At 37.0% G+C, this 23,174-nt stretch carries 15 protein-coding genes; 3 read left to right on the forward strand and 12 right to left on the reverse strand.

Going from position 1 to position 23,174, the window contains the following annotated elements; all coding sequences use genetic code 11:
* Positions 1-4,131 (reverse strand): Cna B-type domain-containing protein (locus tag HMPREF2801_RS02720; RefSeq protein WP_148130064.1); only part of this gene is annotated, 4,131 nt, incomplete at its 3' end.
* 41 nt (positions 4,132-4,172) lie between these two features.
* Positions 4,173-4,478 carry a hypothetical protein gene (locus HMPREF2801_RS02725; protein WP_070610440.1) on the reverse strand — a complete coding sequence of 102 codons (306 nt, stop codon included), beginning with the start codon at positions 4,476-4,478 and terminating at the stop codon, positions 4,173-4,175.
* A 463-nt stretch (positions 4,479-4,941) separates the two neighbouring features.
* Here HMPREF2801_RS02725 and HMPREF2801_RS02730 point away from each other — a divergent pair, with 463 nt between their 5' ends.
* The 3 genes from HMPREF2801_RS02730 to HMPREF2801_RS02740 all read left to right on the forward strand — a co-directional run bounded on the left by HMPREF2801_RS02730 (position 4,942) and on the right by HMPREF2801_RS02740 (position 7,569).
* Complete coding sequence (locus HMPREF2801_RS02730; RefSeq protein WP_070610441.1) at positions 4,942-6,246, forward strand: hypothetical protein; 1,305 nt, start codon at positions 4,942-4,944, stop codon at positions 6,244-6,246.
* A 127-nt stretch (positions 6,247-6,373) separates the two neighbouring features.
* Positions 6,374-6,844: an HD domain-containing protein gene (locus HMPREF2801_RS02735; protein ID WP_070610442.1), complete on the forward strand. Its 471-nt coding sequence runs from the start codon at positions 6,374-6,376 to the stop codon at positions 6,842-6,844.
* The gene (locus tag HMPREF2801_RS02740) at positions 6,841-7,569 is read left to right on the forward strand and encodes a putative ABC transporter permease (protein ID WP_070610443.1); all 729 of its coding nucleotides are present in this window, start codon (positions 6,841-6,843) and stop codon (positions 7,567-7,569) included. Before HMPREF2801_RS02735 ends, HMPREF2801_RS02740 begins: the two co-directional genes overlap by 4 nt.
* Positions 7,570-7,609: 40 nt before the next feature.
* On the opposite strand, the gene pyk is transcribed toward HMPREF2801_RS02740, so the two are convergent.
* The 10 genes from pyk to glmU all read right to left on the reverse strand — a co-directional run bounded on the left by pyk (position 7,610) and on the right by glmU (position 22,861).
* Positions 7,610-9,343, reverse strand: a complete 1,734-nt coding sequence (gene pyk / locus HMPREF2801_RS02745; protein ID WP_070610444.1) for a pyruvate kinase — start codon at positions 9,341-9,343, stop codon at positions 7,610-7,612.
* Positions 9,344-9,351: 8 nt separating this feature from the next.
* Positions 9,352-10,305: an ATP-dependent 6-phosphofructokinase gene (locus HMPREF2801_RS02750; protein ID WP_070610445.1), complete on the reverse strand. Its 954-nt coding sequence runs from the start codon at positions 10,303-10,305 to the stop codon at positions 9,352-9,354.
* A 6-nt stretch (positions 10,306-10,311) separates the two neighbouring features.
* A complete protein-coding gene (locus HMPREF2801_RS02755) occupies positions 10,312-13,737 on the reverse strand; it encodes a DNA polymerase III subunit alpha (protein ID WP_070610446.1) in 3,426 nt (1,141 codons plus the stop codon).
* A gap of 191 nt (positions 13,738-13,928) precedes the next feature.
* Positions 13,929-14,195, reverse strand: coding sequence for an HPr family phosphocarrier protein (locus HMPREF2801_RS02760; RefSeq protein ID WP_019125906.1), 267 nt, complete (start codon positions 14,193-14,195; stop codon positions 13,929-13,931).
* A 1-nt stretch (position 14,196) separates the two neighbouring features.
* Positions 14,197-15,132, reverse strand: coding sequence for a DNA-binding protein WhiA (gene whiA / locus HMPREF2801_RS02765; protein ID WP_070610447.1), 936 nt, complete (start codon positions 15,130-15,132; stop codon positions 14,197-14,199).
* 188 nt (positions 15,133-15,320) lie between these two features.
* The gene (locus HMPREF2801_RS02770) at positions 15,321-16,406 is read right to left on the reverse strand and encodes a peptidylprolyl isomerase (protein WP_070610448.1); all 1,086 of its coding nucleotides are present in this window, start codon (positions 16,404-16,406) and stop codon (positions 15,321-15,323) included.
* 45 nt (positions 16,407-16,451) lie between these two features.
* A complete protein-coding gene (gene mfd, locus HMPREF2801_RS02775) occupies positions 16,452-19,931 on the reverse strand; it encodes a transcription-repair coupling factor (RefSeq protein WP_070610449.1) in 3,480 nt (1,159 codons plus the stop codon).
* Positions 19,932-19,939: 8 nt separating this feature from the next.
* On the reverse strand, positions 19,940-20,509 hold the full coding sequence (pth, locus tag HMPREF2801_RS02780) for an aminoacyl-tRNA hydrolase (RefSeq protein ID WP_070610450.1): 570 nt from the start codon (positions 20,507-20,509) through the stop codon (positions 19,940-19,942).
* A gap of 9 nt (positions 20,510-20,518) precedes the next feature.
* Positions 20,519-21,469 (reverse strand): ribose-phosphate diphosphokinase, encoded by a 951-nt coding sequence (locus tag HMPREF2801_RS02785; protein ID WP_070610451.1) that lies wholly within the window; start codon positions 21,467-21,469, stop codon positions 20,519-20,521.
* Between the two features lie 12 nt (positions 21,470-21,481).
* On the reverse strand, positions 21,482-22,861 hold the full coding sequence (gene glmU / locus HMPREF2801_RS02790; RefSeq protein ID WP_070610452.1) for a bifunctional UDP-N-acetylglucosamine diphosphorylase/glucosamine-1-phosphate N-acetyltransferase GlmU: 1,380 nt from the start codon (positions 22,859-22,861) through the stop codon (positions 21,482-21,484).
* Between the last annotated feature and the right edge of the window lie 313 nt (positions 22,862-23,174).

Raw genomic sequence — 23,174 nt, forward strand, 5'->3', positions numbered from 1 at the left:
AAAACCGCTTGAAGCATCGCCACTCGTTGTTACTGTGTATTCTTTACCAGCTAATGTTATTGTTCCATTTTCTTCTCCAGCTTCTTTTACTGTATAAGAAATTTCTGCGCCCTCATCATTTGTCTTTGGTAAGTTTTCCCATGCGGCTTCACTTTGTCCATTTGCTATTGTCTTTGATTTTCCTTCTAATTTTTCTCCATCCGCATATAAGTCAAATGTCACATCTGGCTTTACACTTGGTAGTGTTGCACCAGTTTCTGCTGCCCAAACTTTACTTGCCTTTAGGCTTATGTTTTCAACCTTTGGCATATTTGTAATTTTAAATCCACTAGAAGCATTGCCAGTGACTGCAACATTGTATTCCTTCTCGCCAATTTTAATTAAACCATTGTCTTCGCCAACTTCCTTCACGCTGTAGGCAATTTCTGTGCCATCAGCATTAAAGCGAGGGAGGTTACTAAAGGTTCCTGTCAAACTATCTTTATTTAATTTAAGGACTTGATCTGTTTCTACTCCGTCCTTCAAAAGCTTAACAGTAACTTCTGGCTTATTGGCATCATCTGGAAGGTTTTTCCAAATTTTTTCAACATCTATGGAGCGAATCTTTCCGATGGTATTGGTAAATTCAAATTTATCAACTGAAGTGTTTAAATCGCCCTTGTACATCTTGGCAGATTCAACTTTTAAGCCTTCCTTGACGCTTGTGTCCTTTACGACTTTTACTACAAGATAATAAACAGTCTTGTCGTACTTATCTCCTTCTTCGACTTTTTCAGGAATAATTTCTCTAAGCTTTAGGACATGAGTTCCTACTCCACGAAGTTTAAGTTCACTTGTGATACTTCCGTCTGCCTTATTCCTCAAAATATCTAAAGGTTCAAATTTCAAAGCACTAAGATTGACATTGGCATCATCCGTTTTGGCAATGTCCAATTGGAAACTAAAGCTGCCATCACTTAAAGTTGTAAGCTTGCCATTAGTATCCTTCAAAATTTTTGTCGCACTTAAATTATAAGGACAAGTGATCATTTCATCTTCAATAATTTTAATTTGACCTAAGGTATAAAAATTACTTCCCTCTGTTGGTTCTTTTTTCAAAGTAAATGGATGGTAGTCCTTATTTATATAATAACCCTCTGGAGCCTTTACTTCTTTTACGGCATATTCCTTGTCATATTGCAAAGCCCAACCGTCTTTATCTTGATCGGCAACTATAATCGCCTTACCACTATCATCTGTTTTATATGTTGCTACATCTGCACCATCTTTTTGAACAGGCTTCCAATCGCTTCCAACTTTTTCATAAAGTTTAAATTCTGCACCTTTAAGTGGAATTTGGTAAGCGTCCTTATCGACTTTTTGAATTGTAATAAATGGAATTGTTGCACTGCCTGTAGTATCTGATGAAACAGTCTCTGTTGTTGTACTTGTAACCTTACCTTGACCGGAAATTGTCGCCGTATTGCTCAATTTTTGCCTTCCTGTTCCTGTTATAAGGCAGGTATAAGTTACTTTATAAGGAACTCCATCTGGTATATTTGCCTTTAATACTTTTGTATTGGAATCATAAGTCCACTTCAAATTGTCATCTTTGTCTGTCTTTATGTTGTGGAATTTTAAGCTTCCATAGACAAGAGACATATTAGAAGACATAGTATCTTCCAAGATCAAAAAGTCATCTTCTGGGAGATAGTCCGTTCCACTTTGGTTGACTATCAGTCTATAATTGGCAATGGTGTTGCCATTTTCATCCTTTTGTGTGCTTACAGTTTTTGTTTGCGCCTTGTAGGATCGATCCGCTGTAAATTCATTGGATACAATCCATTCACTGCGACTTTCTTTGGGATCAAGTTTCCATTTTTCACTTAGCGTCCTTGCCGTTGATTTTAAATAAACTTTGCCTTCTGGATCTTCCAATGCCCTTTTATAAAATTCCGGCACAAATTTCGTCTCATCTTTGGGATCTTTTTTGACCCTATATTGGAATCCCAAAAAGTAATATCCGGGCTCTGCTCCCTCCGGTGGATTTCCTCTCCAAGTTGTCGGCCATGTTTCAATATGTGCCACATAGCCTTCCCCTGTCTCCCTAACAGTCACAGGAACACTTTCCGTACTGTAGACGCCACTTCCGATGTGGGCCCCTCCGATTAGATTCATTTGAATCTTTCCGTCTTGATCTTTTCCCAGTTCAAAGACATCTTTATCTAAGCTGATAGCAATATCTCTCGATTTATCTGTAGGGAAGTTTTGAATATAGACTTGACCGCCACACACGGTGAATCCATCAGCGCCGCTCCATCCATCGCCCCCTTTTTCTATCACCAGTCTTTCAGGATAATAGCGGAAATAATTACCATTTTCCGGATCTTTCTCATCGTATGAATCTGTTGCCGTGATATTACCGTGTTTAAAAGAGACAATTGCACCATGATCTTCATAATTAAAATATTTTATGAAATTATGTCCCAGATAATCGTTGAAGTCCGTCTCAAAGGTAATTTTATAGCGGTGCTTACCAGCTTTCGGATAGAATCCCCCATTCCACTTCTCGCCACCCATACTGTGGAAAAAATTTATTTCTTGTTTAGAGCTACTACCAGAGAACTCAAATTTTTCTTTGCTTGGGTCTATTTCCTGCCAAGTGTTCGGGGCCCCCTCTACCTCTTCATAGACTTTGATGCTGTCTTTATATATGCTGTCCAATTTTGACCCCTCGGCGCGATAAAACAGATTGTGATCTGGATAAAAACTTAATATAGACTGGTTTGCTTCATAGCAAGAAGGCACTGTTACAATGCTTTCCCATTGGAGTCGCCAGCGTGTCCAGTCCATGGTCGGATTAGAGACTTCAACAGCTAAGTCATCTTGTGATTCAGATGTATAGTTGTAAATAATCTCCTTGTAAGCATCATTCCCGCCATCCACACTGTCATCAGCATTTTTTCTATTTACATAAATGAGTTCTCCTGTAAATATGCTGTTCTTGTACCAAAATAAAGATGTAGAGTAAAGTTCAAAATCTATTTCATAATATAAATTGCCGGCATCTTGAGGCAAAGTATAAATCCAGTAATAAGTACCGTTATACTCTTGTTGAATCTCATCCAAAGGCACATTGTATTGTTTTACAATCTTCCCGTCTCGATTCTTGCGCACGATATTAAGGCCCCAAATCTTAAGGGGAAGTTTTTGTCCATTCTTATCTGCATCAAAGCCCAGAACGCTTTCGCTGTTTAATGGCATTCGACCCATTATTTTGGCATTGCCCATATCTCTGTGGAAATATTCATTGAGCTTGATGCGAAGGGGAACAAAAGGCCAAACATTGGGGCAGGTCTTGCCATCGCCATAATCACGCCAGATGACAGTAGAAGAATGTTTCTCCTCAACTTCATCCATAGGAATGATGAGGTCCACATCAAAATAAGGGATGGTAGTAAAGGTCCAATTTTCCGCCTTTTTTTCCGCTTCGTCACACATGACGCTTATGTTGTTCCGAGTCTTGTCTTCTCCGGCTTCTTTGCCGTGGATTTTGTCGTAATCGACAGTTGCTGTAAATTCAACAAGAATGTCCGTCGTTTCATTCCTTTTAATGGTAGGAAAAGTAATGGTGAAGGCATTTGTCCGCCCGTTCTCTTCTTTAAATGTAATCTGATGTTGTGCAGGAGTTCCGCCAAGCTGACCCTTGACTTCAAAAGAATCTCGATCGAGATTCAAAATATCGCCTAATTGAAGGTCATCGATAGTGACATTGGTCAAATCAGTTGTTTTATCTTTTACGGATATTTCTAGGGTGTATTTTACTTTGCCTGCCTTTTTTTGTTCTGGTCCATACTTGGAATTAAAACGGATATCAAATCTAGGTTTCTTATCTTCCGGCGGTGTCGGAGGATCTGGAGGCTTTGGACCATCTGGTTTATCATCTACAACAAAAGTTTCCTTCTTAATCTCATCGCTAAAGGCAATTTCCGTTATCTCTTCTGTCACCTTAAAATCGTTATTTATTGTAAATGTAACATTATCTGAACCCTTTAGTTTGTCATAATTTGGGTCTTGTGCATTAAATTTTACAGTTAAAATACCATTTTTAATCTCGTATGTATTATCTTTAACTGTAACTGTTTGAGGCACTCCGCCTGCTCCATTGTAGGTAACTCTGATGTCAAAGGTCTTTATGCCCCCCCCACCATTTCTAGGCCCTCAGGGATAGTGTAAGTCATATCTCCCTCATCTGGGAATTGATGATCTTGTGTTTCCGAAAAGGTCATGGAGAGTTTGTAGGTGTCTCCCTTTTCAATTTTTAACTTGCCATCTTTTTCGGGAATTTGTTTTCCCTTGTCGTCTGTCAAGACAACTTCTGTTAGAAATTCTTTCAAATCAGTCTCACTTCTTGCCATAACGCCATAGGGCATTTCGCCTACAAGCATGACAATTAGCAAAACCCATGCAATTATTCTTTTGCACAGTCCTCGTCTCATATACTTCCTCCTATTTTTAATTTTTAATATTTGCTCATTTTATATTTAGCAAATATTATATGCCGAAAAATTTTATTTTTAGAAATTTTTTACACCATAATTATTCAGAAAATTTTTTAATTTTCATCATATTTTTGTTTTTGCAAAACTTACTAATGATTTTTATGATGTTATTATAAATTTCCTATAATAATTATTATAAAAAATCCTAAAAACAAAAGAAACTTAATGTACTCAAATGGTACACAAGTGGCTATTCTACTAGCTTCATTTTAGCACTTTCTAATATTTATAACAATAGCTTTACCACAATATTTTTTTCGTTTACAGGGTTAAAGTGTCCTTGATTTTCAATAGAAAAATTTTTCTTTCTTTATTTTTAAATTAAATTAATTTTTTATCTAATTAAAGTGGTTATTTTGTATATAAGTGGTATAATATAACTTAATTGGAGGTGTTTATTATGGGCGGTGTAATAGTTGTTGCCATTATTGTAATTCTTTGCTTTATCCTATGGAAAAAGAATCAAGGCAAAAATACTCCTGCTATCGAAAAATCTATGGAAAGTAGAGAAAAGCCAGCTGATGAAAAGCTACATAAGGCAGAAGATCTTAAAAACCTTGAAGATTCTGAAAAATCTTTTGAAGTAAGAGAAGAACAAAAATACGATGGATCTAGGAAAAAGGATCGCGGCAAAAAGAGAAGAGAAAAGAGAAGGGCAGAAGCTGAAGAGATAAAGGAAGCTCCTGCTAGAAGAATTGATGATAAAAAAGTTGAAGCTAAGGCTGAAAAAGTTGAACCAAAAGTAGAAAAAGTTGAACCAAAAGTAGAAAAAGTTGAACCAAAAAAAGAAGAGGCTAAGGCAAAAGTTAATGAGCCTGTGAAAAAGGTTGAGCCTAAGGTTGATAAAGTTGAAGCCAAGGCTGAAGTTAAAAAAGAAAGTGCAAAGCCATTGGAAAAATCTGAAGTGAAAGCTGAAAAGGCTCCAGAAAAAACTCAAGCTAAGGCTGAAAAGATTGAGAAGCCAGTAGAAAAGGTTGAACCAAAAATAGAAGAGGCTAAGACAAAAGTTAATGAACCTGTGAAAAAAGTTGAGCCTAAGGTAGAAAAAGTTGAAGCAAAAGCTGAAGCTAAAAAAGAAAGTGTAAAACCAGTGGAAAAAGCTGAAGTGAAGGCTGAAAAGATCGAGCCAAAAAAAGAAGAGGCTAAGGCAAAAGTTAATGAGCCTGTGAAAAAGCTTGAGCCAAAGGTTGAAAAGGTTGAAACTAAAGCTGAGAAGGCTGAAGTCAAGACTGAAGCTAAAGAAAATATTGAAAAGCCAGTGGAAAAATCACAAGCACAAAAAATTATTTCTACTAATGAAAAGTACAGCCACATTATAAAAGCCCTAGGCGAAAATCCTTGGGAGCTTGCCAGTGAAAAGATAAACATCAAGCTTGAAGACCTTAAAACTAAAAAGCCTTTATATGAAAATTATTCACTTGATGATATTAAAAAATCACTTACAAGAGAAAACCTATCTGAATTTTTAAATATGGTAAAGACTAATCCAACAATCCTAAAGAGAAAGGACAAGGTCACTTACGAATTTACAATTAAAAACCCAGATGAAATCAAAAAAATTGCAGAGAGATATTCTCTAAGCTCATCAAATTTTGAAAAGGCAAGTTCTTTATTAACTGTTGACAAGGAAAGCGCAAAGCTCTTAGAAGTCACAGATATTTTGACAGAAGGCGAAAAGAGAATTTACATCGAAACAAAATTTTAGTAAAATATAAAAGTCATAGAGATATGGCTTTTATTTTTTTGCAAAAAATTTTAAATGTTTTAAAAATTTAACAAAAACTTTGAAAAATTTTTACTTTTATAGATTAGAATAAGACTGAGGAGAATTTATGAATAACAAAGAAAAACTTGAAGAGATCATCGCCTTCTTAAGTGAGAACACGCGATTTGATGAAACAAAAAATTTCATACAACATGGCAACACTTCTGTCTACACTCATGTTATTTCTGTTGCAAAAAAATCCATTGAAATTGCAGAAAAATATAATCTAGATGTGGACATGGACTCCATGATAAGGGGCGCCCTTCTTCACGACTACTTCCTCTACGATTGGCACGATGGCAAGAGGGAAAGGTGGATTCATGGCTTTACTCATCCCATGAAGGCTTATAAAAATGCTAAAAGTGAAATAAACTTAAATCGCCTTGAGAGAGATATTATAACAAAGCACATGTTCCCCCTAACTATTCTTCCGCCAATGTACCTGGAATCTTGGATTGTAACTTACTCTGACAAGTATGTTTCTGCTGTTGAAACTCTTTCGTCAAGATTTGTGAAAGTGGGTTTAGAAAATTTATGAAAATTTCAGAACTATATCTAATATTTTTTATCTACTCCTTTATTGGCTGGTGCTGGGAGAGCTTCCCCTGCTCCACTATTGAGCTAGATAGATTTTATAACAGAGGATTTTTAATTGGACCAGCCTGCCCCATCTATGGCATTGGCGCAAGCATATCTTACTTGATGCTTAAAAATTTTGACTCAAGTCTTTACATTTTTATTTACTCTGCACTTTTATCCTGCACAATTGAGTACATCATAGGATATTTTTTGGAGAGATTTTTTCACCAAAGGTGGTGGGACTACAGCGCCTATCCCTTCCAAATTAAAAGCAGGGTTTGCCTATATGGCCTTATAGTTTTTGGCATGGCAAATATTATTATAGTCAAGCATTTTACTCCAGTCATGCTCTTATTTTTATCAGCTGCTGAAGACAGGGTTATTGACTCACTAGCCATAGTATTTACTGCCTTCTTCGCCATAGACCTTATCTTAACTTTAAATCACCTGCTTGGACTTTCTAAGAGCTTGGAAAAAATTTACTTGGTCCTAAAAGTTAGAAGCGACAACTATTTTAATTATCTCAACGAGTCAGAGCGTTTGTCCAATTTAAAATTGATGTCGGAATCAAAAAAGTTTAAGGTAAAATTTGAAAGCTTTAATTCAAACTTAAAAGGCAGAGAAGAAAGTTTTAAGAGAATTAATTACACAAAAATAAAAGACCTATTTAGTGATAATTTTTAATAATCACTTAGGTCTTTTTTTATTGGAATTTTTTAAATTTTTATCTTCTAACAGTTCCATCTACTGGGTCAATAGTTATAATGTCGCCAGTTTTTATTTTTTCTGTAATATCTTTTACTCCAACTATGGCAGTTTTGCCGAGAGAAATTGCCGCCACTGCTCCATTAGATGTGAAGCCTGCCTCTTCTGTTATAAAGCCAGAAGATTTTTCCATGTAAGGAATCATCCTGCCGTCAGTTCCCTGGCAGACTATGATGTCCTTGGTCTTAAAGCCATCTTCCAAGTCTTCAATTGTCTTTGCAACTATGGCTCTCGCCTTCTTTTTCTTCTTTCCTATTGGAGTTCCCCTTCCTAAAATTTCTGAAACACTTTCGATTTTTAGAAGGTTAGTTGAACCGGCTATGCCTGCAGGCACTCCTGCTGTTAGGACAACTAAGTCGCCAGACTTTATAAAGCCCTTTGCAACTGCAATCTCCATTGATGCGTCAATTAAGTTGTCTGTGTCCTTGAAGTTTAAAACTTTTACAGGAGAAATGCCCCAGACAAGGCTTAGTTGATTTTTAATTTTTTCAAAGGGCGTTGATGCAATTATTGGAGTCTCTGGCCTAAATTTTGCAATGGCTCTCGAAGTGTTGCCTGAAGTTGTGGCTGTGATTATAGCCTCTGCCCCAAGGTCTCTTGCAATTACGCAGGCAGATCTTCCTATGGCGTTAGTCATAGATTTTTCCACATCTCTAATTCTATTTTCCAAAATCTCGTCGTGGTCAATAGTATTTTCTGTGTACTCCAAAATTTTTCTCATTGTGACAACTGACTCAAGGGGGTATTTACCACTGGCAGTTTCTCCTGAGAGCATGACTGCACTTGTGCCATCAAGAACTGCATTGGCAACATCATTTGTCTCTGCACGAGTTGGCCTTGGGTTTCTTATCATGGAGTCCAGCATTTGCGTTGCAGTGATTACAGTCTTGCCAACAATGTTACATTTTTTTATAATTTCCTTTTGCACAATTGGCACAGCTTCTGTCTCGATTTCAACGCCCAAATCTCCCCTGGCAACCATTATTCCGTCAGAAACTTCTATTATCTCGTCAATTTCTTCCACTGCCCTTTGTGATTCAATCTTGGAAATAATTTTTGTGGTGTAGTCCCTCTCTTCTTCCAAGACCTTTCTTATGGCGAGGACATCTTCTCTTGACCTTACAAAGGAAGCTGCAATGAAGTCAATGTCTTCCTTGACTCCAAATTTTATATCTTCAATGTCTCTTTCGGTTAGGGCTGGCAGATTTAAGTTGGCACCAGGCACATTAACTCCCTTGTGAGATGAAATGGCGCCAGAATTTTCCACTTCTGTTATAATTTCTTCGCGACGAATTTCTTTCACCAGAAGCTCCACAAGTCCGTCGTCAATTAAAATTTTGCCGCCCACTCTTACATCCTTGTAGAGGTCCTTGTAGGAGATGCTGGCAATTTTTTCATTTCCAAGTAAATCCTTGTTAGTTAAAATAAATTCTTCGCCACTTTGAAGAAGAACTTCTCCATCAATATCACCCAGCCTAATTTCTGGTCCCTTGGTGTCAAGCATTATGCCAATGGGAAGGTCCATTTCTCGCCTTAATTTTTTTATTCTGTCAATTTTTAGCTTGTGTTCCTGGTGGCTTCCGTGAGAAAAATTAAGTCTTGCAACATTGACGCCCTCTGTGAATAATTTTCTTAAAACTTCTTCACTTTCACTGGCAGGTCCAATTGTGGCAACAATTTTTGTCTTTTTCATAAATCACCTCATATAGAAACAGTTTTTAGTATGTCTAAAAGATCTTTTCTAAAAACTTTTTTAACTTCAAAAATTTCGTCAAAGTCCCTGGATATTGCCTTGCCATCTTTAAAGCCAAGGGCAAGAGACTTACCAGCCTTAGCTTCTTTAACTGCCAAGTAGCCAAGTTCTGATGCCAAAATTCTGTCGAAGATGCTTGGGGCTCCTCCCCTTTGGATGTAGCCAAGGACAGTTACTCTTGTGTCTATGCCTGTAAGCTTTTGAAAGTCTTCTGCAAAGTCAAAGGCAGAGCCACAGCCTTCAGCCATTAAAATTATGTGATGCTTTTTTCCCCTGTTCTTGCCCATAATTGCCTTCTCTGCAATTTCATTTATGTCTAGGGGAATTTCTGGAACGATAATGGACTCAGCTCCAGAGGAAACTCCAGAGTAAAGGGCAATGTCGCCGCAGTCTCTGCCCATTACTTCAACGACATTGGCGCGACCATGGGCTTCTGTTGTGTCCCTAATGTGACTCACTGCTTCCGTTACAGTTTCCACTGCCGTCATAAAACCAATGGTAAAATCTGTGTAGGCAAGGTCGTTGTCAATGGAGCAGGGAATTCCAATGACATTTATGCCGCGGTCTCTCAACATTTTTGCCCCGCGAAGGCTTCCGTCGCCTCCAAGGACAATTAGGACATCTATTTCAAAAATTTTTAGGGAATTTATTGCCTTCTCCAGTCCCTCTTCTGTCATAAATCTTTCCGACCTTGAAGTGGATAAAATTGTTCCACCTCTTTGAATGATGTCGGCAACAGAAGACTGAACTAATTTTTCAAACTTGGCATCGATTAAGCCTTCATAGCCTCCACTTATGCCAAAAACTTCTATTCCTTCGTATATTGAAGTCCTAGTCACTGCTCTTATTGCGGCATTCATGCCTGGAGCATCGCCGCCACTTGTTAAAATTGCAATTCTCATACGCACCTACTTTAAAATAATTTTTTCTCTATTTTTAGTAATGACTGCCAATTTATCTTGTATCTCTGTAAAGGATGTAGCATCAATCCACAAGTTTGATTCCGTTCCATAGGCCCTTCTCGTCTCTTCTTCGAAAAAGACTACGGGCGTGGAACCCTCATATTCTCTTAAAATGTTTTTCATTTCGCCAAGCCTTTCATTTTTCATGGAGTCAATGGAGATGTATAACTTGTTTTTTGTTGGCATCTTAATCCTTGATAGGGCATCCACTAAAATTTTTGGCTCTTCAACTTCTGACTCTTGAAAGTGTCCTTCAACGAAGACTACATTTTCATCTTCAATTAAGTCCTTGTATCTTGAAAATACATTGGGAAAGATTACAAGTTCAATTGTCCCAAAGAGATCTTCTAGGGCTGCAAAAGCCATCATCTTGTTGTTCTTTGTAATCATAGTTTTTTTGGACTTTAAAATGCCCCCCACTTTTACCTTGCTATTTCTCAATAGATTTTCTCTGTACTTTTCAAAAATTTGGTTGGTGTTAATATTTGTGGACTTCTCAATTATTTCTCTATAGGGATCAAGGGGATGACCAGAGATATACATGCCAATGACTTCCTTTTCCATGTCAAGCTTGTCCTTTTGCCTAAAATCTTTTAGGACAGGCAAATCTTCGTGAAAGTCTGCCTCTTCAAAGAGAGAAAATTGTCCCAAGACATTGCTCTTTGCAGTGTTAGATGAAGATGAAAGGACTGATTCATAAATGGCAAGGTACTGTGCCCTATTGCCCTCAAAGTCGTCCATGGCTCCACACCTTATTAGGGATTCAACCGCCCTCTTATTAAGGACAGCCTTGTCAATGGCATTGATCCTATCAACGAAGTCCTTTAAGGATTTATAATCGCCCTTTTCCCTTCCCTTGACAATTAAATTAATTAAGTTATCGCCAACATTTTTCACTGCCTTTAGTCCAAAACGGATTTTATCTCCTTCAACAGTAAAGTTTTTAAAAGAATAATTTATATTAGGTGGCAAAATTTCTATGCCTAGTCTCTTTATCTCTTCGATGTAGAGACTCACTTGCTTGATGTCGTTGGTGTAAGTGGAAATTTGCGCCGCCATAAATTCTCTTGGATAATAATATTTCAGCCAAGCAGTCCTGTAGGCAACTACTGAATAGGCAACGGAGTGAGACTTGTTAAATGCGTAGTCGGCGAAGTCTATAATCAAATCATAAATTTCGTTGGCAGCCTTTTCGTCAACTCCATTGGCAATGGCACCGCAAACTCCTTCGGCTGGGTTGCCGTAGATAAAGTTCTGCCTTTCCTCTTCCATGACCTTCATCTTTTTCTTGGAGATGGCACGCCTTACTATGTCGGCTCTGCCAAGTGAGTAGCCACCAATTTGTTGAACTATTTGCATTACCTGTTCTTGGTAGACAATACAGCCGTAAGTGGATTTTAGGATTGGCTCAAGTTTTGGGTGAAGGTAAGAAATTTTGCTCTTGTCGTGCTTTGATGACACAAATTTTGGAATTTGCTTCATTGGTCCCGGTCTAAAGAGGGCATTGGCTGCAACTAAATCAGAAAATTCGTCTGGCTTTAATTCCTTTAAGAAGGCCCTCATGCCAGAGGATTCAAATTGAAAGACGCCAAGAGTTTCTGACCTTGCAAACATCTTTAAGACATCGGGGTCATTGTAGTCAAACTTTTCAAAGGAAATAGTCTTACCTTCCTTTTCTCTTATTAAATTAATGGCATCTCGAATGACAGTTAGTGTCCTAAGTCCCAAGAAGTCCATCTTTAAAAGACCAAGCTCTTCAAGTTCAATCATATTAAACTGAGTTGCAATTATCTTGTCATTACGAGTTAGGGGCACATACTCTGTCAGCTCGTCCTTTGAAATGACAACACCAGCTGCATGAGTTGATGTGTGCCTTGGCAGTCCCTCAAGCTTTAGTGCCATGTCAATTAAGAATCTTGAGTCCTCTTCGGAGTCATAAATTCCCTTAAAGCTTTCAGAAATTTCCAGAGCCTTTTCTATAGTCATGTTGATTGCCTGTGGAACTTGCTTGGCAATGTAGTCCACCTTGGCATAGGACATGTCCAGGGCACGACCTACATCTCTTAGTGCATTCCTTGCCGCCATGGTACCAAAGGTTACGATTTGGGCAACATGGGAGTCGCCGTACTTTCTGTTGACATACTCAATAACTTCTTCACGCCTTTCATAGCAGAAGTCGATGTCAATATCGGGCATAGAAACTCTCTCTGGATTTAAAAATCTTTCGAAGAGGAGGTCAAACTTTAGGGGGTCAACATCTGTTATGCCCAGGCAAAAAGAAATTAGGCTGCCTGCCGCTGAACCTCTCCCCGGTCCAACTTGAATTTCATGTTTTCTGGCGTACCTGATAAAGTCCCATACTATTAAAAAGTAATCCACGAAGCCCATATTTTTTATGGTATTAAATTCAAAATCAAATCTTTCTTTTATCTCATCAGTAACATTTTCGTAGCGAGCATACATCCCATCAGTGGCAAGTTTTTTTAAATAGCCTTGGTGGGTGTAGCCCTCTGGCACAGTAAACTCAGGCAAATGTTGCTCGTGAAATTTTATTTCAACATTACATCTATCAGCAATTTTTACTGTATTTTCAAGGGCATCTTTGTTGTCTGGAAAAAGTGCTGCCATTTCGTCAGGCGATTTTAAATAAAATTCATCTGAGGGGAACTTCATCCTATTTTCTTCCTTAATTGTCTTGCCCGTTTGAATGCACAAGAGGACATCGTGACTCTTGGCATCATCTTTATTTAAGTAGTGAACATCATTTGATGCTGTAAGTGGAATATTTAAGTCCTCTGACAATTTTACAAGCTCACGATTTACTCGAGCCTGGTCTGGCATGCCATGGTCTTGAAGCTCCAAGAAAAAATTATTTTCGCCAAAAATTTCTCTGTATTCAAGGGCAGCAGCTCTTGCAGCCTCTAGGTCCCTATCTAATAAAAATCTTTGCACTTCGCCGCCGAGGCAAGCTGATGTTGCAATTACCCCCTTGGCATATTTTTTCAAAACTTCCTTGTCAACTCTAGGCTTGTAATAATATCCATCAACAAAAGCTATAGAGACTATTTTCATAATATTTTTGAAGCCCTCATTGTTCTCTGCCAAGAGAATCAAGTGGAACCTCTTGTTGGTCTTGTCCTTTATAGTCATGTCCTTTTCAGAAACATAAACTTCGCAACCCAAAATTGGTTTAATTCCCTCATCCTTGCAGGCCTTATAAAAGGCAATGGCGCCATACATATTGCCGTGATCAGTTAAGGCAACGGCATCCATGCCAAGCTCTTTAACTCGCTTTGGCAAGAGATTTATTCTCGTAGACCCATCTAATAGAGAGTACTCGCTGTGGAGGTGCAAATGCACAAATTTATTCATAGAATCATCCTTTAATCTATTCTTAAAAAATCGTCCTTAATTTTTAATTCTCAATGCCTTAAGTTTAATTGGCAAATTTTTAAAATAAGGCATAGTTAATCCTTCCTATATTTTATCAAAGGCAGTAAACAAATAAAAGGACATGAAAAAAGAGTTTCGACAAAGCAAAACTCTAAAAAGTAAAATATTTATTAAAGATTTATAAATTCTTTTTCAACAATGTGAGCTAGTTTTTCAACAGCTTCTTCTTCATCAGCGCCTTCAGCCTCAATGACAATCTCTTCGCCAGAAAAAGCACCTAGAGACATAATGCCAATAATACTCTTTCCATTAACCTTATCGCCATGTGCCTCTAAATTTATGTCAGATGCAAACTTATTTGCCTCTCTAACAAAAAGTGCAGCAGCCCTGGCGTGGAGCCCATCATTATTATTAAGTACAACTTTTTTGCTTGTCATTTCATACACCCCTCAACTTGTTAGCAATTTTCCTAATTTTTTTAAATCTATAATTAACAGTGGACTTTGAAATTTTGGGATCTAGGGAATTTGCAATGTCATTTAAGCTCATAGACCTGTTATTGAGTCTTAAAATTGCAAGGGCTCTAAGATCCTCATCTAAATTATCTAAACCAATCTCTCTATCGATTATCTTAATGTCTTCCACTTGGTCATAGGAGGACTTCACAGTTTTATTTAAGTTTGCAGTCTCACAATTTACAATTCTGTTGACATTATTTCTCATATCCTTTATAACTCTAATGTTTTCGTATTTTAAAACAGAATTATAAGCGCCAATGAGAGATAGAAAGTCTGAAATTTGTTCTGAGTCCTTAATGTAGACTATGTACTTTTCCTTTCTCATAATTATTTTAGAATTAAATCCAAAATCATTAATTACAGCCATCAAAAAGTTTGCGTTGGATTCGTTTTCAGAGACGAATTCCAAATGATATCCTTTTTCTGGATTTGTAATGGAGCCTGAACCCATAAAGGCGCCGCGGATGTAGGCCTTTTTCTCATTCACAGTTTTTATGAGATCAGTGGGTGCATAATTAATCATAAATACGCTTGCACCCTTTATATATTTTAACTCATCAAGTAACAACCTGCAAGACTCATCTTGAGATATATAAATAATAAATACATTTTTTTTAAGTTGAGTGGACTTTGCATTTTTTACTTCAACTACAAATCCAAAGGACCTTCTCAAAAAAGTAAAGACTCTTCGCGCTACTGAGGCGTTTTCTGTGATGTATTCCATGGAAATTTTGTTGTTTTTAAAATTTAAAACTCCACACATGGGAGTTATGCCTGCAAGTTCAGATAGAATTATTTCATAATTATCAACTTTTATCTTTGCAACCTCATCCTTAACTTCAGATGAAAAGCTCATGACTTCACCTCGCTACTGAAATCCTTTTACTTTATTATAGCAGATTTATAAATAAATTTTTTAACTTTGCCATTTTTATATAAATTAAATTCTTAAATTTTCAAAAGAAAAAACCTGGCTGAAATAATTTTTAATAAATTTCAGCACAGGTTTTAAATTATAAATTAAAATTTTAAATTTTTCAATTATTATTTTGCCTTGTTTTCAGCTTTAGCATTTTCTTTTGCTGCATTTTCAGTTTTGTTTTGAGCCTTGGCATTTTCCTTAGCTCCTTCTTCAGCCTTTGGAGCTCCTTCTTTTTCTACTTTACCAAAGTTTTTAAATTCATCTGGAAGTTCAACTTCTTTTGAAGTGTCAACATAAGATTTAATCTTTGCGTCTTTTTTAACCTTTTCAATGTATTCTTTGAACTTTTCTTGTTGAAGAGTTTGCTTTATTTCATCCTTAACTTCATCAAATTCACGAGGATTTTTTTCGTCAAGCTTGATTACATGGTAACCAAATTGAGTTTGAATAGGTTCAGAGATGTCTCCTGCCTTCATCTTTGCAATTTGTTCATCAAAGGCTTGTACCATTTGACCATTTGTAAATTCGCCAAGAGATCCACCGTTTTGTGCAGATCCAGTGTCCTTTGAATTTTCCTTGGCAATTTTAGCAAAATCTTCTCCCTTTAGGATTTGTTTTCTAAGAACATTAGCTTCCTTTAAATCGTCAACTAAAATGTGAGATGCCTTAGCCTTGTAGTATTTGTCCTTGTTGTCTTCATAATATTTTTTTACATCTTCTTCACTTGGCTCTAATTCCTTAGATTTTTCTTGAGTCCACTTGCCAACTAACATTTGGTTTTTCATATTTTCAAAAACATAATCTTCTGGAAGTCCATTTTGTTTTAAGAAATTTTTATAAGCTTCTTCGCCACCAAGTTGTGCCTTGATTTCGTCGATTTTCTTGTTAACTTCGTCGTCGCTAACTTCGATTTTTGACTTTGCTGCATCTTGTTTTAAAGCTTCAGTAGTAGTTAAGTCAGTGATGGCTTGTTCTCTTAAAAGTTCGTCAGTAGATTTTTTTCCATCTTCCTTGTTTGCAAGAACATCTTCACCATACATTGATGTAAGTTGGTTAACTCTTGCTGCATAAGATTTGTAGTAAGCTTCCATTGGAATGTCAACTCCACCAACTGTTGCTGCTACTCCATCTTTTTTTCCATTACAAGCAACTAATGTGCCAGCTAGGGCAATAGCTACTGCTAATTTGCTAAATTTTTTAAAATTCATATTTCTCTCCTTATTCATATTTTTAATTAATAACCTTATTATACACTACTTTTTAGATGTTTTTGTGTCCTTTTTGTGTAAATACAAAATTGTCACAAGTTTTTTAAGTTCATCTAGTGGATATTTTAATTTATTTAAGACAATTTCATTTTCATCACCCATGGAATAGGAAATATTTTCAAATTCATTGTTCATTTCCATAATGGCTTCAAGGGAAACTTCCCCTTCCACTTTTATCCTGTACTCGCCCTTTCTCTCTGTAATGGATTTTACACTTGCCTTTTGAGCCTTGTTCTTTAAAAGGGCAATGTCCATTAAGTTTGAAACTTCATCAGGAAAGTCAGAAAATCTATCGATTAATTCTTCTACTAAGTCTGAGTAAGCCTCTTCAGTGTCGATGACAGAAATCTTTTTGTAAATCTCAAGTCTTGTCTTGTCGTCTTCAATATATTCTTTTGGTATAAAGGAATCAAGCTTAAGATCAATTGTCGTGTCAACTTTTTCTTCCACTTCAAGACCCTTTAACTTCATAATTGCATCTTTAAGATACTTCATGTAAAGGTCGTAGCCAATTTTTTCAATGTGACCTGACTGTCTTGAGCCTAAAATTGAGCCAGACCCTCTTATTTCAAGGTCTCTCTCTGCAATTTTGTGACCAGATCCAAACTCTGTAAATTCCTTTATAGCTTGCAGCCTCTTTTGTGCAACTTCTGATATGGATGTTGACCTGTCGTAGGTGAAGTAGGCGTAGGCAATTCTTGATGACCTGCCAATCCTACCTCTAAGCTGGTAAAGTTGTGAAAGACCAAGGCGATTTGAGTCTGTAATAATCATTGTATTGGCATTGGGAACATCCATGCCCGTCTCAATTATTGTGGAGCAAACTAAGACATCAATATTTCCCTCTATAAAGTCAATCATGGTGTCTTCCAAGGCTTTTTCACTCATCTGACCATTTGCCATGGCAAAAGTTGCTTCTGGCACAAGCTTTCTAAGTTCCAAAAGTTTATTTTCCATGTTGGCAACCTTGTTGTATAAGAAGTAAACTTGTCCCCCTCTTTCGATTTCCTTTAAAATTGCCTCGCGAACCATTAAATTGTTGTACTCCAAGACATAAGTTTCAACTGGAAATCTCTCCTCAGGTGGCTCGTCAATTACAGACATGTCTCTTATGCCAATCATGGACATTTGTAGGGTCCTTGGTATTGGCGTTGCCGTTAAGGTCAAGGTGTCTACATTTTCCTTTAACATCCTAAGTTTTTCCTTGTGACGCACTCCAAACCTCTGCTCTTCATCTATTATTAAAAGTCCCAAGTCTTTAAAGTGAACATCCTTGGAAAGAAGTCTGTGTGTGCCCACGATTATGTCGATGTTGCCATTTTTTAAGCCTTCAAGGTCGGCTTTTTGGTCCTTCTTACTTCTAAATCTGGACAAAAGTCCAATGCCCACTGGAAAATTTTTAAACCTCTCCCTAATTGTGTTGTAGTGTTGCTGGGCAAGGATTGTCGTTGGAACAAGTAGTGCCACTTGTTTGCCATCAAGGATTGCCTTAAAGGCAGCACGAAGGGCAACTTCAGTCTTGCCATAACCAACATCGGCACAGAGCAGTCTATCCATGGGAACAGGCTTTTCCATGTCCTCTTTTATCTCTTCAGAAGAAGTCAGCTGTCCACTTGTCTCTTCATAGATAAAGGCATCCTCAAACTCTCTTTGATACTGAGTGTCCTCGCTAAAGGCATAGCCCTTGGTGTTTTCACGAGTGGCATAAAGTTTTATCAGCTCATCAGCCATGTCGTCAATGGATTTTTTAGCGTGAGCCTTTTTCTTTTTCCAATCTAGGGAATTTAATTTATTAACCTTTGGCTCTCTCTTGCCCTCTTGCACATACTTATAAATTGAGTCAAGAGATTCAATTGGAAGAAATAATTTATCCTCACCGCCATATTCAATGACAATGTAGTCCCTTTGGATGCCAGATACGGCAAGCCTTGTTGTTCCCACATACTTGCCAACTCCATGTGCCTCGTGGACTACAAAGTCGCCAATAGCCAAATCTTCAAAGTTTAAGGATTTTTTCTTAGCAGGCTTATTTTTTTTCTTCTTGGAAAAAGAGCCGTAGATTTCAGAATAATTTATAAAAACTGTTTTTGAATCGGTAAACTCTATGCCATCATTTAGGGCGCCTGTGGTTACTACTAAATTGGCATAGTCTTTAAAGCTGCCAAAGTCCTTGGCAAGTTCTGGCGAATAACCAAGCTCTATTAGGTGATCAAAAAGTCTCTTGGCTCTTTTTTCTGTGGCGCCTAGAAGAATTACCTTAAAGTCATTTTTTTCATAGTAGTCCAAGTCCTCTTTGAAGAGTTTTATCTTGGACATATAATTTGTAACGCTCTTAACCTTTATATTTACAATGTCCTGTGGCTTAAAGGACTTAGGTGGCTTTAAGAGGGCGTTAAAAGTTATAAGGCTCTCTTCATTTAGCTTATCTACAAGGTCTTTGTAGGAGTAAAAAGTTTTTTCGTGAGCCTTTGTCACTTCTCCATTTTCAATTAAGAGGGCAAACTTCTCGCCATTTCGGAGGGCAAGTTCCTCTTCTCTTTCCACAATCCTCGTGGGCTCGTCAATTAAGAAGATAAAGTCATCTAAGTAATCTAAAAAGGATGACACTTCTCCTTCATCAACATAGGGAAGGATCAAGTCCTTGTTCAAAATATTTTCGTCGTTTTCAAGTCTATCAACGCATCTCAAAAACTTTTCCTTTAGTCTATCTTTTTCCTTGCCAGCTAATTTTGTCTTCCCAAGGTCCTTTTTGATCCTCTCAGCAATTTTTTTCTTCTCCTGGCTTTTTAAAATCAAATCTTCAATGGGAAAAATATTTATTTCCTCATGCCTTTCAATAGACCTTTGGTTTTCAATTTCAAAGCTCCTAATGGAGTCCACCTCGTCATCAAAGAGTTCAATTCTATAGTTGGCATCTTGGCTGGCAATGTCAATGATAGAACCCCTTATGGAGAATTGTCCTACCCCTTCTACGCTTGGAAATCTTTCATAGCCCATTTCGATTAGCTTTACTCTCAATTCTTCAAGAGAAATTTGTGATTCAGCCTTAATATTTATCTTGTAGCTTGAAAATAATTCTCTCTTGGAAATTTTTGCAGTGAGGGCATTTAGGGTAGTGACAACAATATCTGCCCTGCCACTAGAGACTTCAGCCATTGCCTCAAGCCTCTTCTTTGTGTTTTCCTTTGACTTTGAGTCTCTCTCGTAAAAGAAGACATCCTTTTCTGGATAGAGCAAGCAATTTGCACTGGAAATACTTGATATATCTTCATAAGTCTTTCTTGCAGTGACCCTATTTTGTGAAATAACACAAACTTTTTTGCCAAGATCATTAAAGGCAGGCGCAAAAAGAGAGAGCACCGCCTCTTCTGAGCCAAAGACAGCAGTGTTCTTTGAATTTTTTATTGAATTATTTACTTCTTTAAAAGATTTTAAATTCTTTACGCTATTTATTAAAAAATCCAAGATTCACCTCAATAAATATTGTTGTTGTAAGAATTCATTGACTTGTCAATGCCCCTTGAAACAGCTTCAATAATTGCATCAGCACAGGCATCTATTGCATCTTCAATATGTTTTTTATCCTTTGCAGGAAAAGAGGACAGCACAAAATTTGCCAAATCTTCATTGGGGTGCTTCTTGCCAACACCAACCTTAAACCTGGCAAAGTCTTTACTTCCTGTTAAATTTACAATTGACTTTAGTCCATTGTGAGTGCCTGCAGACCCGTTTTTCTTAATCTTTAGCTGAGCAAACTCAATGTCTATATCGTCTACTACTACTATTAAATCTTCTGGCTTTAATTTATAAAAATTTAAAATTTCAACTATTGCCTGGCCAGAATTATTCATAAAAGTATGGGGCTTTAGGAGAATAACCTTCTCTGCAGCTATTCTCCCTTCACCTACAAGCCCCTTAAATTTAATCTTATTAACTTTTATGTTTAATTTATCAGCAAGTGCATCAATAGTTCTAAAGCCAATATTGTGTCTTGTGTCCTCGTACTTTTTGCCGGGATTGCCAAGACCTGCTATTATATACACTAAATCACCTTATTCAAACATTTCACTAACTGATGTTGCAGTGTTAATTCTCTTAATTGCAGATGCAAAAATTGGAGCAACAGAAACAACATCAATTTTATCAATCTTCTTTTCTTCTGGAAGTTCAATTGTATCAGTGATTACAAATTTTTCAAGTGATGAATTTTTTATTCTTTCAATGGCAGGACCAGATAATACGCCGTGAGTTGCAGCTCCGTAAACATATTTTGCTCCTCTAGCCTTAAGGGCATCAGCAGCCTTAGTAATAGTTCCTGCAGTGTCTGCAATGTCGTCAACTAAAATTACAGACTTGCCATCAACATCACCTATGATATTCATAACTTCAGATACATTTGCCTTTGGTCTTCTCTTTTCAATAATTGCAATTGGAAGGTTTAATTCGTTGGCAAACTTTCTAGTTCTAGTAACTCCACCTAAGTCAGGAGAAACAACAACGAAGTCATCTTCCTTAACAATATCCTTGAAATATCTTGCAAGATAAGGAATTGCAGTTAAGTGGTCAACAGGAATGTCAAAGTAACCTTGAATTTGTCCTGCGTGAAGGTCCATTGCAACAACTCTGTCTGCTCCAGCCTTAGTCAAAAGATCTGCAACAAGTTTTGATGTAATAGGTTCTCTTGCCTTAGTCTTTCTGTCTTGTCTTGCATATCCATAATAAGGAATAACTGCATTAATTCTTCCAGCAGATGCTCTCTTTAGGGCATCAATTAAAATTAAAAGTTCCATTAAATTTGTGTTTACTGGTGCAGAAGTAGATTGGATGACAAAAACATCCTTGCCTCTTACAGAAATTCCAATATCAATAGAAATTTCACCATCAGAAAAAGTTGAAACAGTGCAAGCGCCCTTTTCAATTCCCAAGTTTTCACAAATTTTATCTACAAGACTTAAATTAGAATTTCCTGTAAATACAACAATATCTCCATTAACAGTGTTCATTACTATGTCCTCCTATTTGACAAATCCTTTTCTTTTAACCCAACCATCTATATTTTTTTGAGGTGCTCTCTCAAGAGAAAGCTGACCCTTCAAAACATCTTTAGTAATTGTGGAACCAGCAGCAATATAAGCATTTTCTTCCACTACAATTGGCGCCACTAAATTTGAATTAGAACCTATAAAGGCATTGTCGCCAACTTTTGCCCTAAACTTTTCTCTTCCATTGTAGTTTACAAAGACAACTCCGCAGCCAATGTTAACTCCACTTCCCACATCGGCATCGCCAATATAGGCAAGGTGACTCATCTTGGTGCCATTGCCCACACTTGAATTTTTAACTTCAACAAAGTTTCCAATTTTACAATTTTCCCCAACTTTGGAATTAGGTCTAAGGTGGGCGTAAGGTCCAACAGTAGTTCCCCTTCCAATAGAAGAATCTTCGATTTCAGAGTTTCTAATAATAACATCTTCGCCAATTACAGAATTTTTAATTGTAGAAGAATAAATTTCTGCCCCTTCCTTTATGACAGAGTTTCTGTCAATGCGAGTGCCAGGATAAATCATGACATCTCTGTCAATTTCCGCACCCCATTCAATGTATGTGGACTTTGGATCAACTATGCCAACGCCCCTTAACATATATTCCTTGTTAATTTTTTCTTGCAAAATTTCTGCCGCAATAGAAAGCTCATATCTTGAATTTACTCCAAGAATTTCTCTAGTATCTCTTAGCTTAAAAGAATCAACCTTTTTGCCAGCTTCTACTAAAATTCCAAGGGCATCAGTGATATACATTTCATTTGCCGCATTGTCTGTGTCGATTTTTGAAAGGGCAAACCTTAGCGAAGAACCCTTAAAGGCAAAAATTCCTGAATTGATTTCACGAATTAACTTTTGCTTTTCGCTTGCGTCCTTTTCTTCAACAATAGCAACGACATTTGCATTTTCGTCACGAACAATTCTTCCATAATTAGTAGGATCCTTCATGTCTGCAGATAGAACTGTGACATCATTATTTCTCTCTTCGTGGAATTTCAAAAAGCAAGAAATAGTTGAATTAGAAATTATGGGAGTATCGCCATTTAAAATAATAACTGTATCTTCGTCTTCTATCTTATCAAGAGCATTTAAAACAGCGTATCCTGTACCGTAAGGCACATCCTCGCCAATGGGCTGCTCAATAAATTCTACACCTTTATCATCTTTGAAGGCATGACACACTTTTTCCTTGTTGTGTCCAACAACTACAAGATTCTTTTCAATTTGCGAATGCTTGCAAGAATTTAGAACATAAAAAAGCATGGGTCTTCCAAGAATTTCATGAAGTACCTTTGGCTTTTTGGACTTCATTCTCGTTCCCTCTCCTGCTGCCAGGATAACTGAAACTTTCATAAAACACCTCTTTTTATTTACTTATTACATTATAACTAAGTTGTCCCCTTATATTCAAGAAAATTTGAGAATTTATTTAGATTATAAGGAGATTTATTAAAAGCTGTGCTTTTAGAACTAATATAAAATTTTTTATTTTGAGTTTTGTTTTAAAATATATAATTTCTTTTTTTATTTTTTCTTAAAGCCTGCGGCTTTATCACTTATAAGGAGGGGGTTAAGGGGCATTGCGAGGCCCCTTTTCCCCCTCCTTAAACCACCCCCTTTGAACCCCACGCGCTGAAAGTCCAAAAAAATCGGTCATGCTAAATTT

The organism is Peptoniphilus sp. HMSC062D09 (genome assembly GCF_001811425.1).
Taxonomy (GTDB): Bacteria; Bacillota; Clostridia; order Tissierellales; family Peptoniphilaceae; genus Peptoniphilus_A.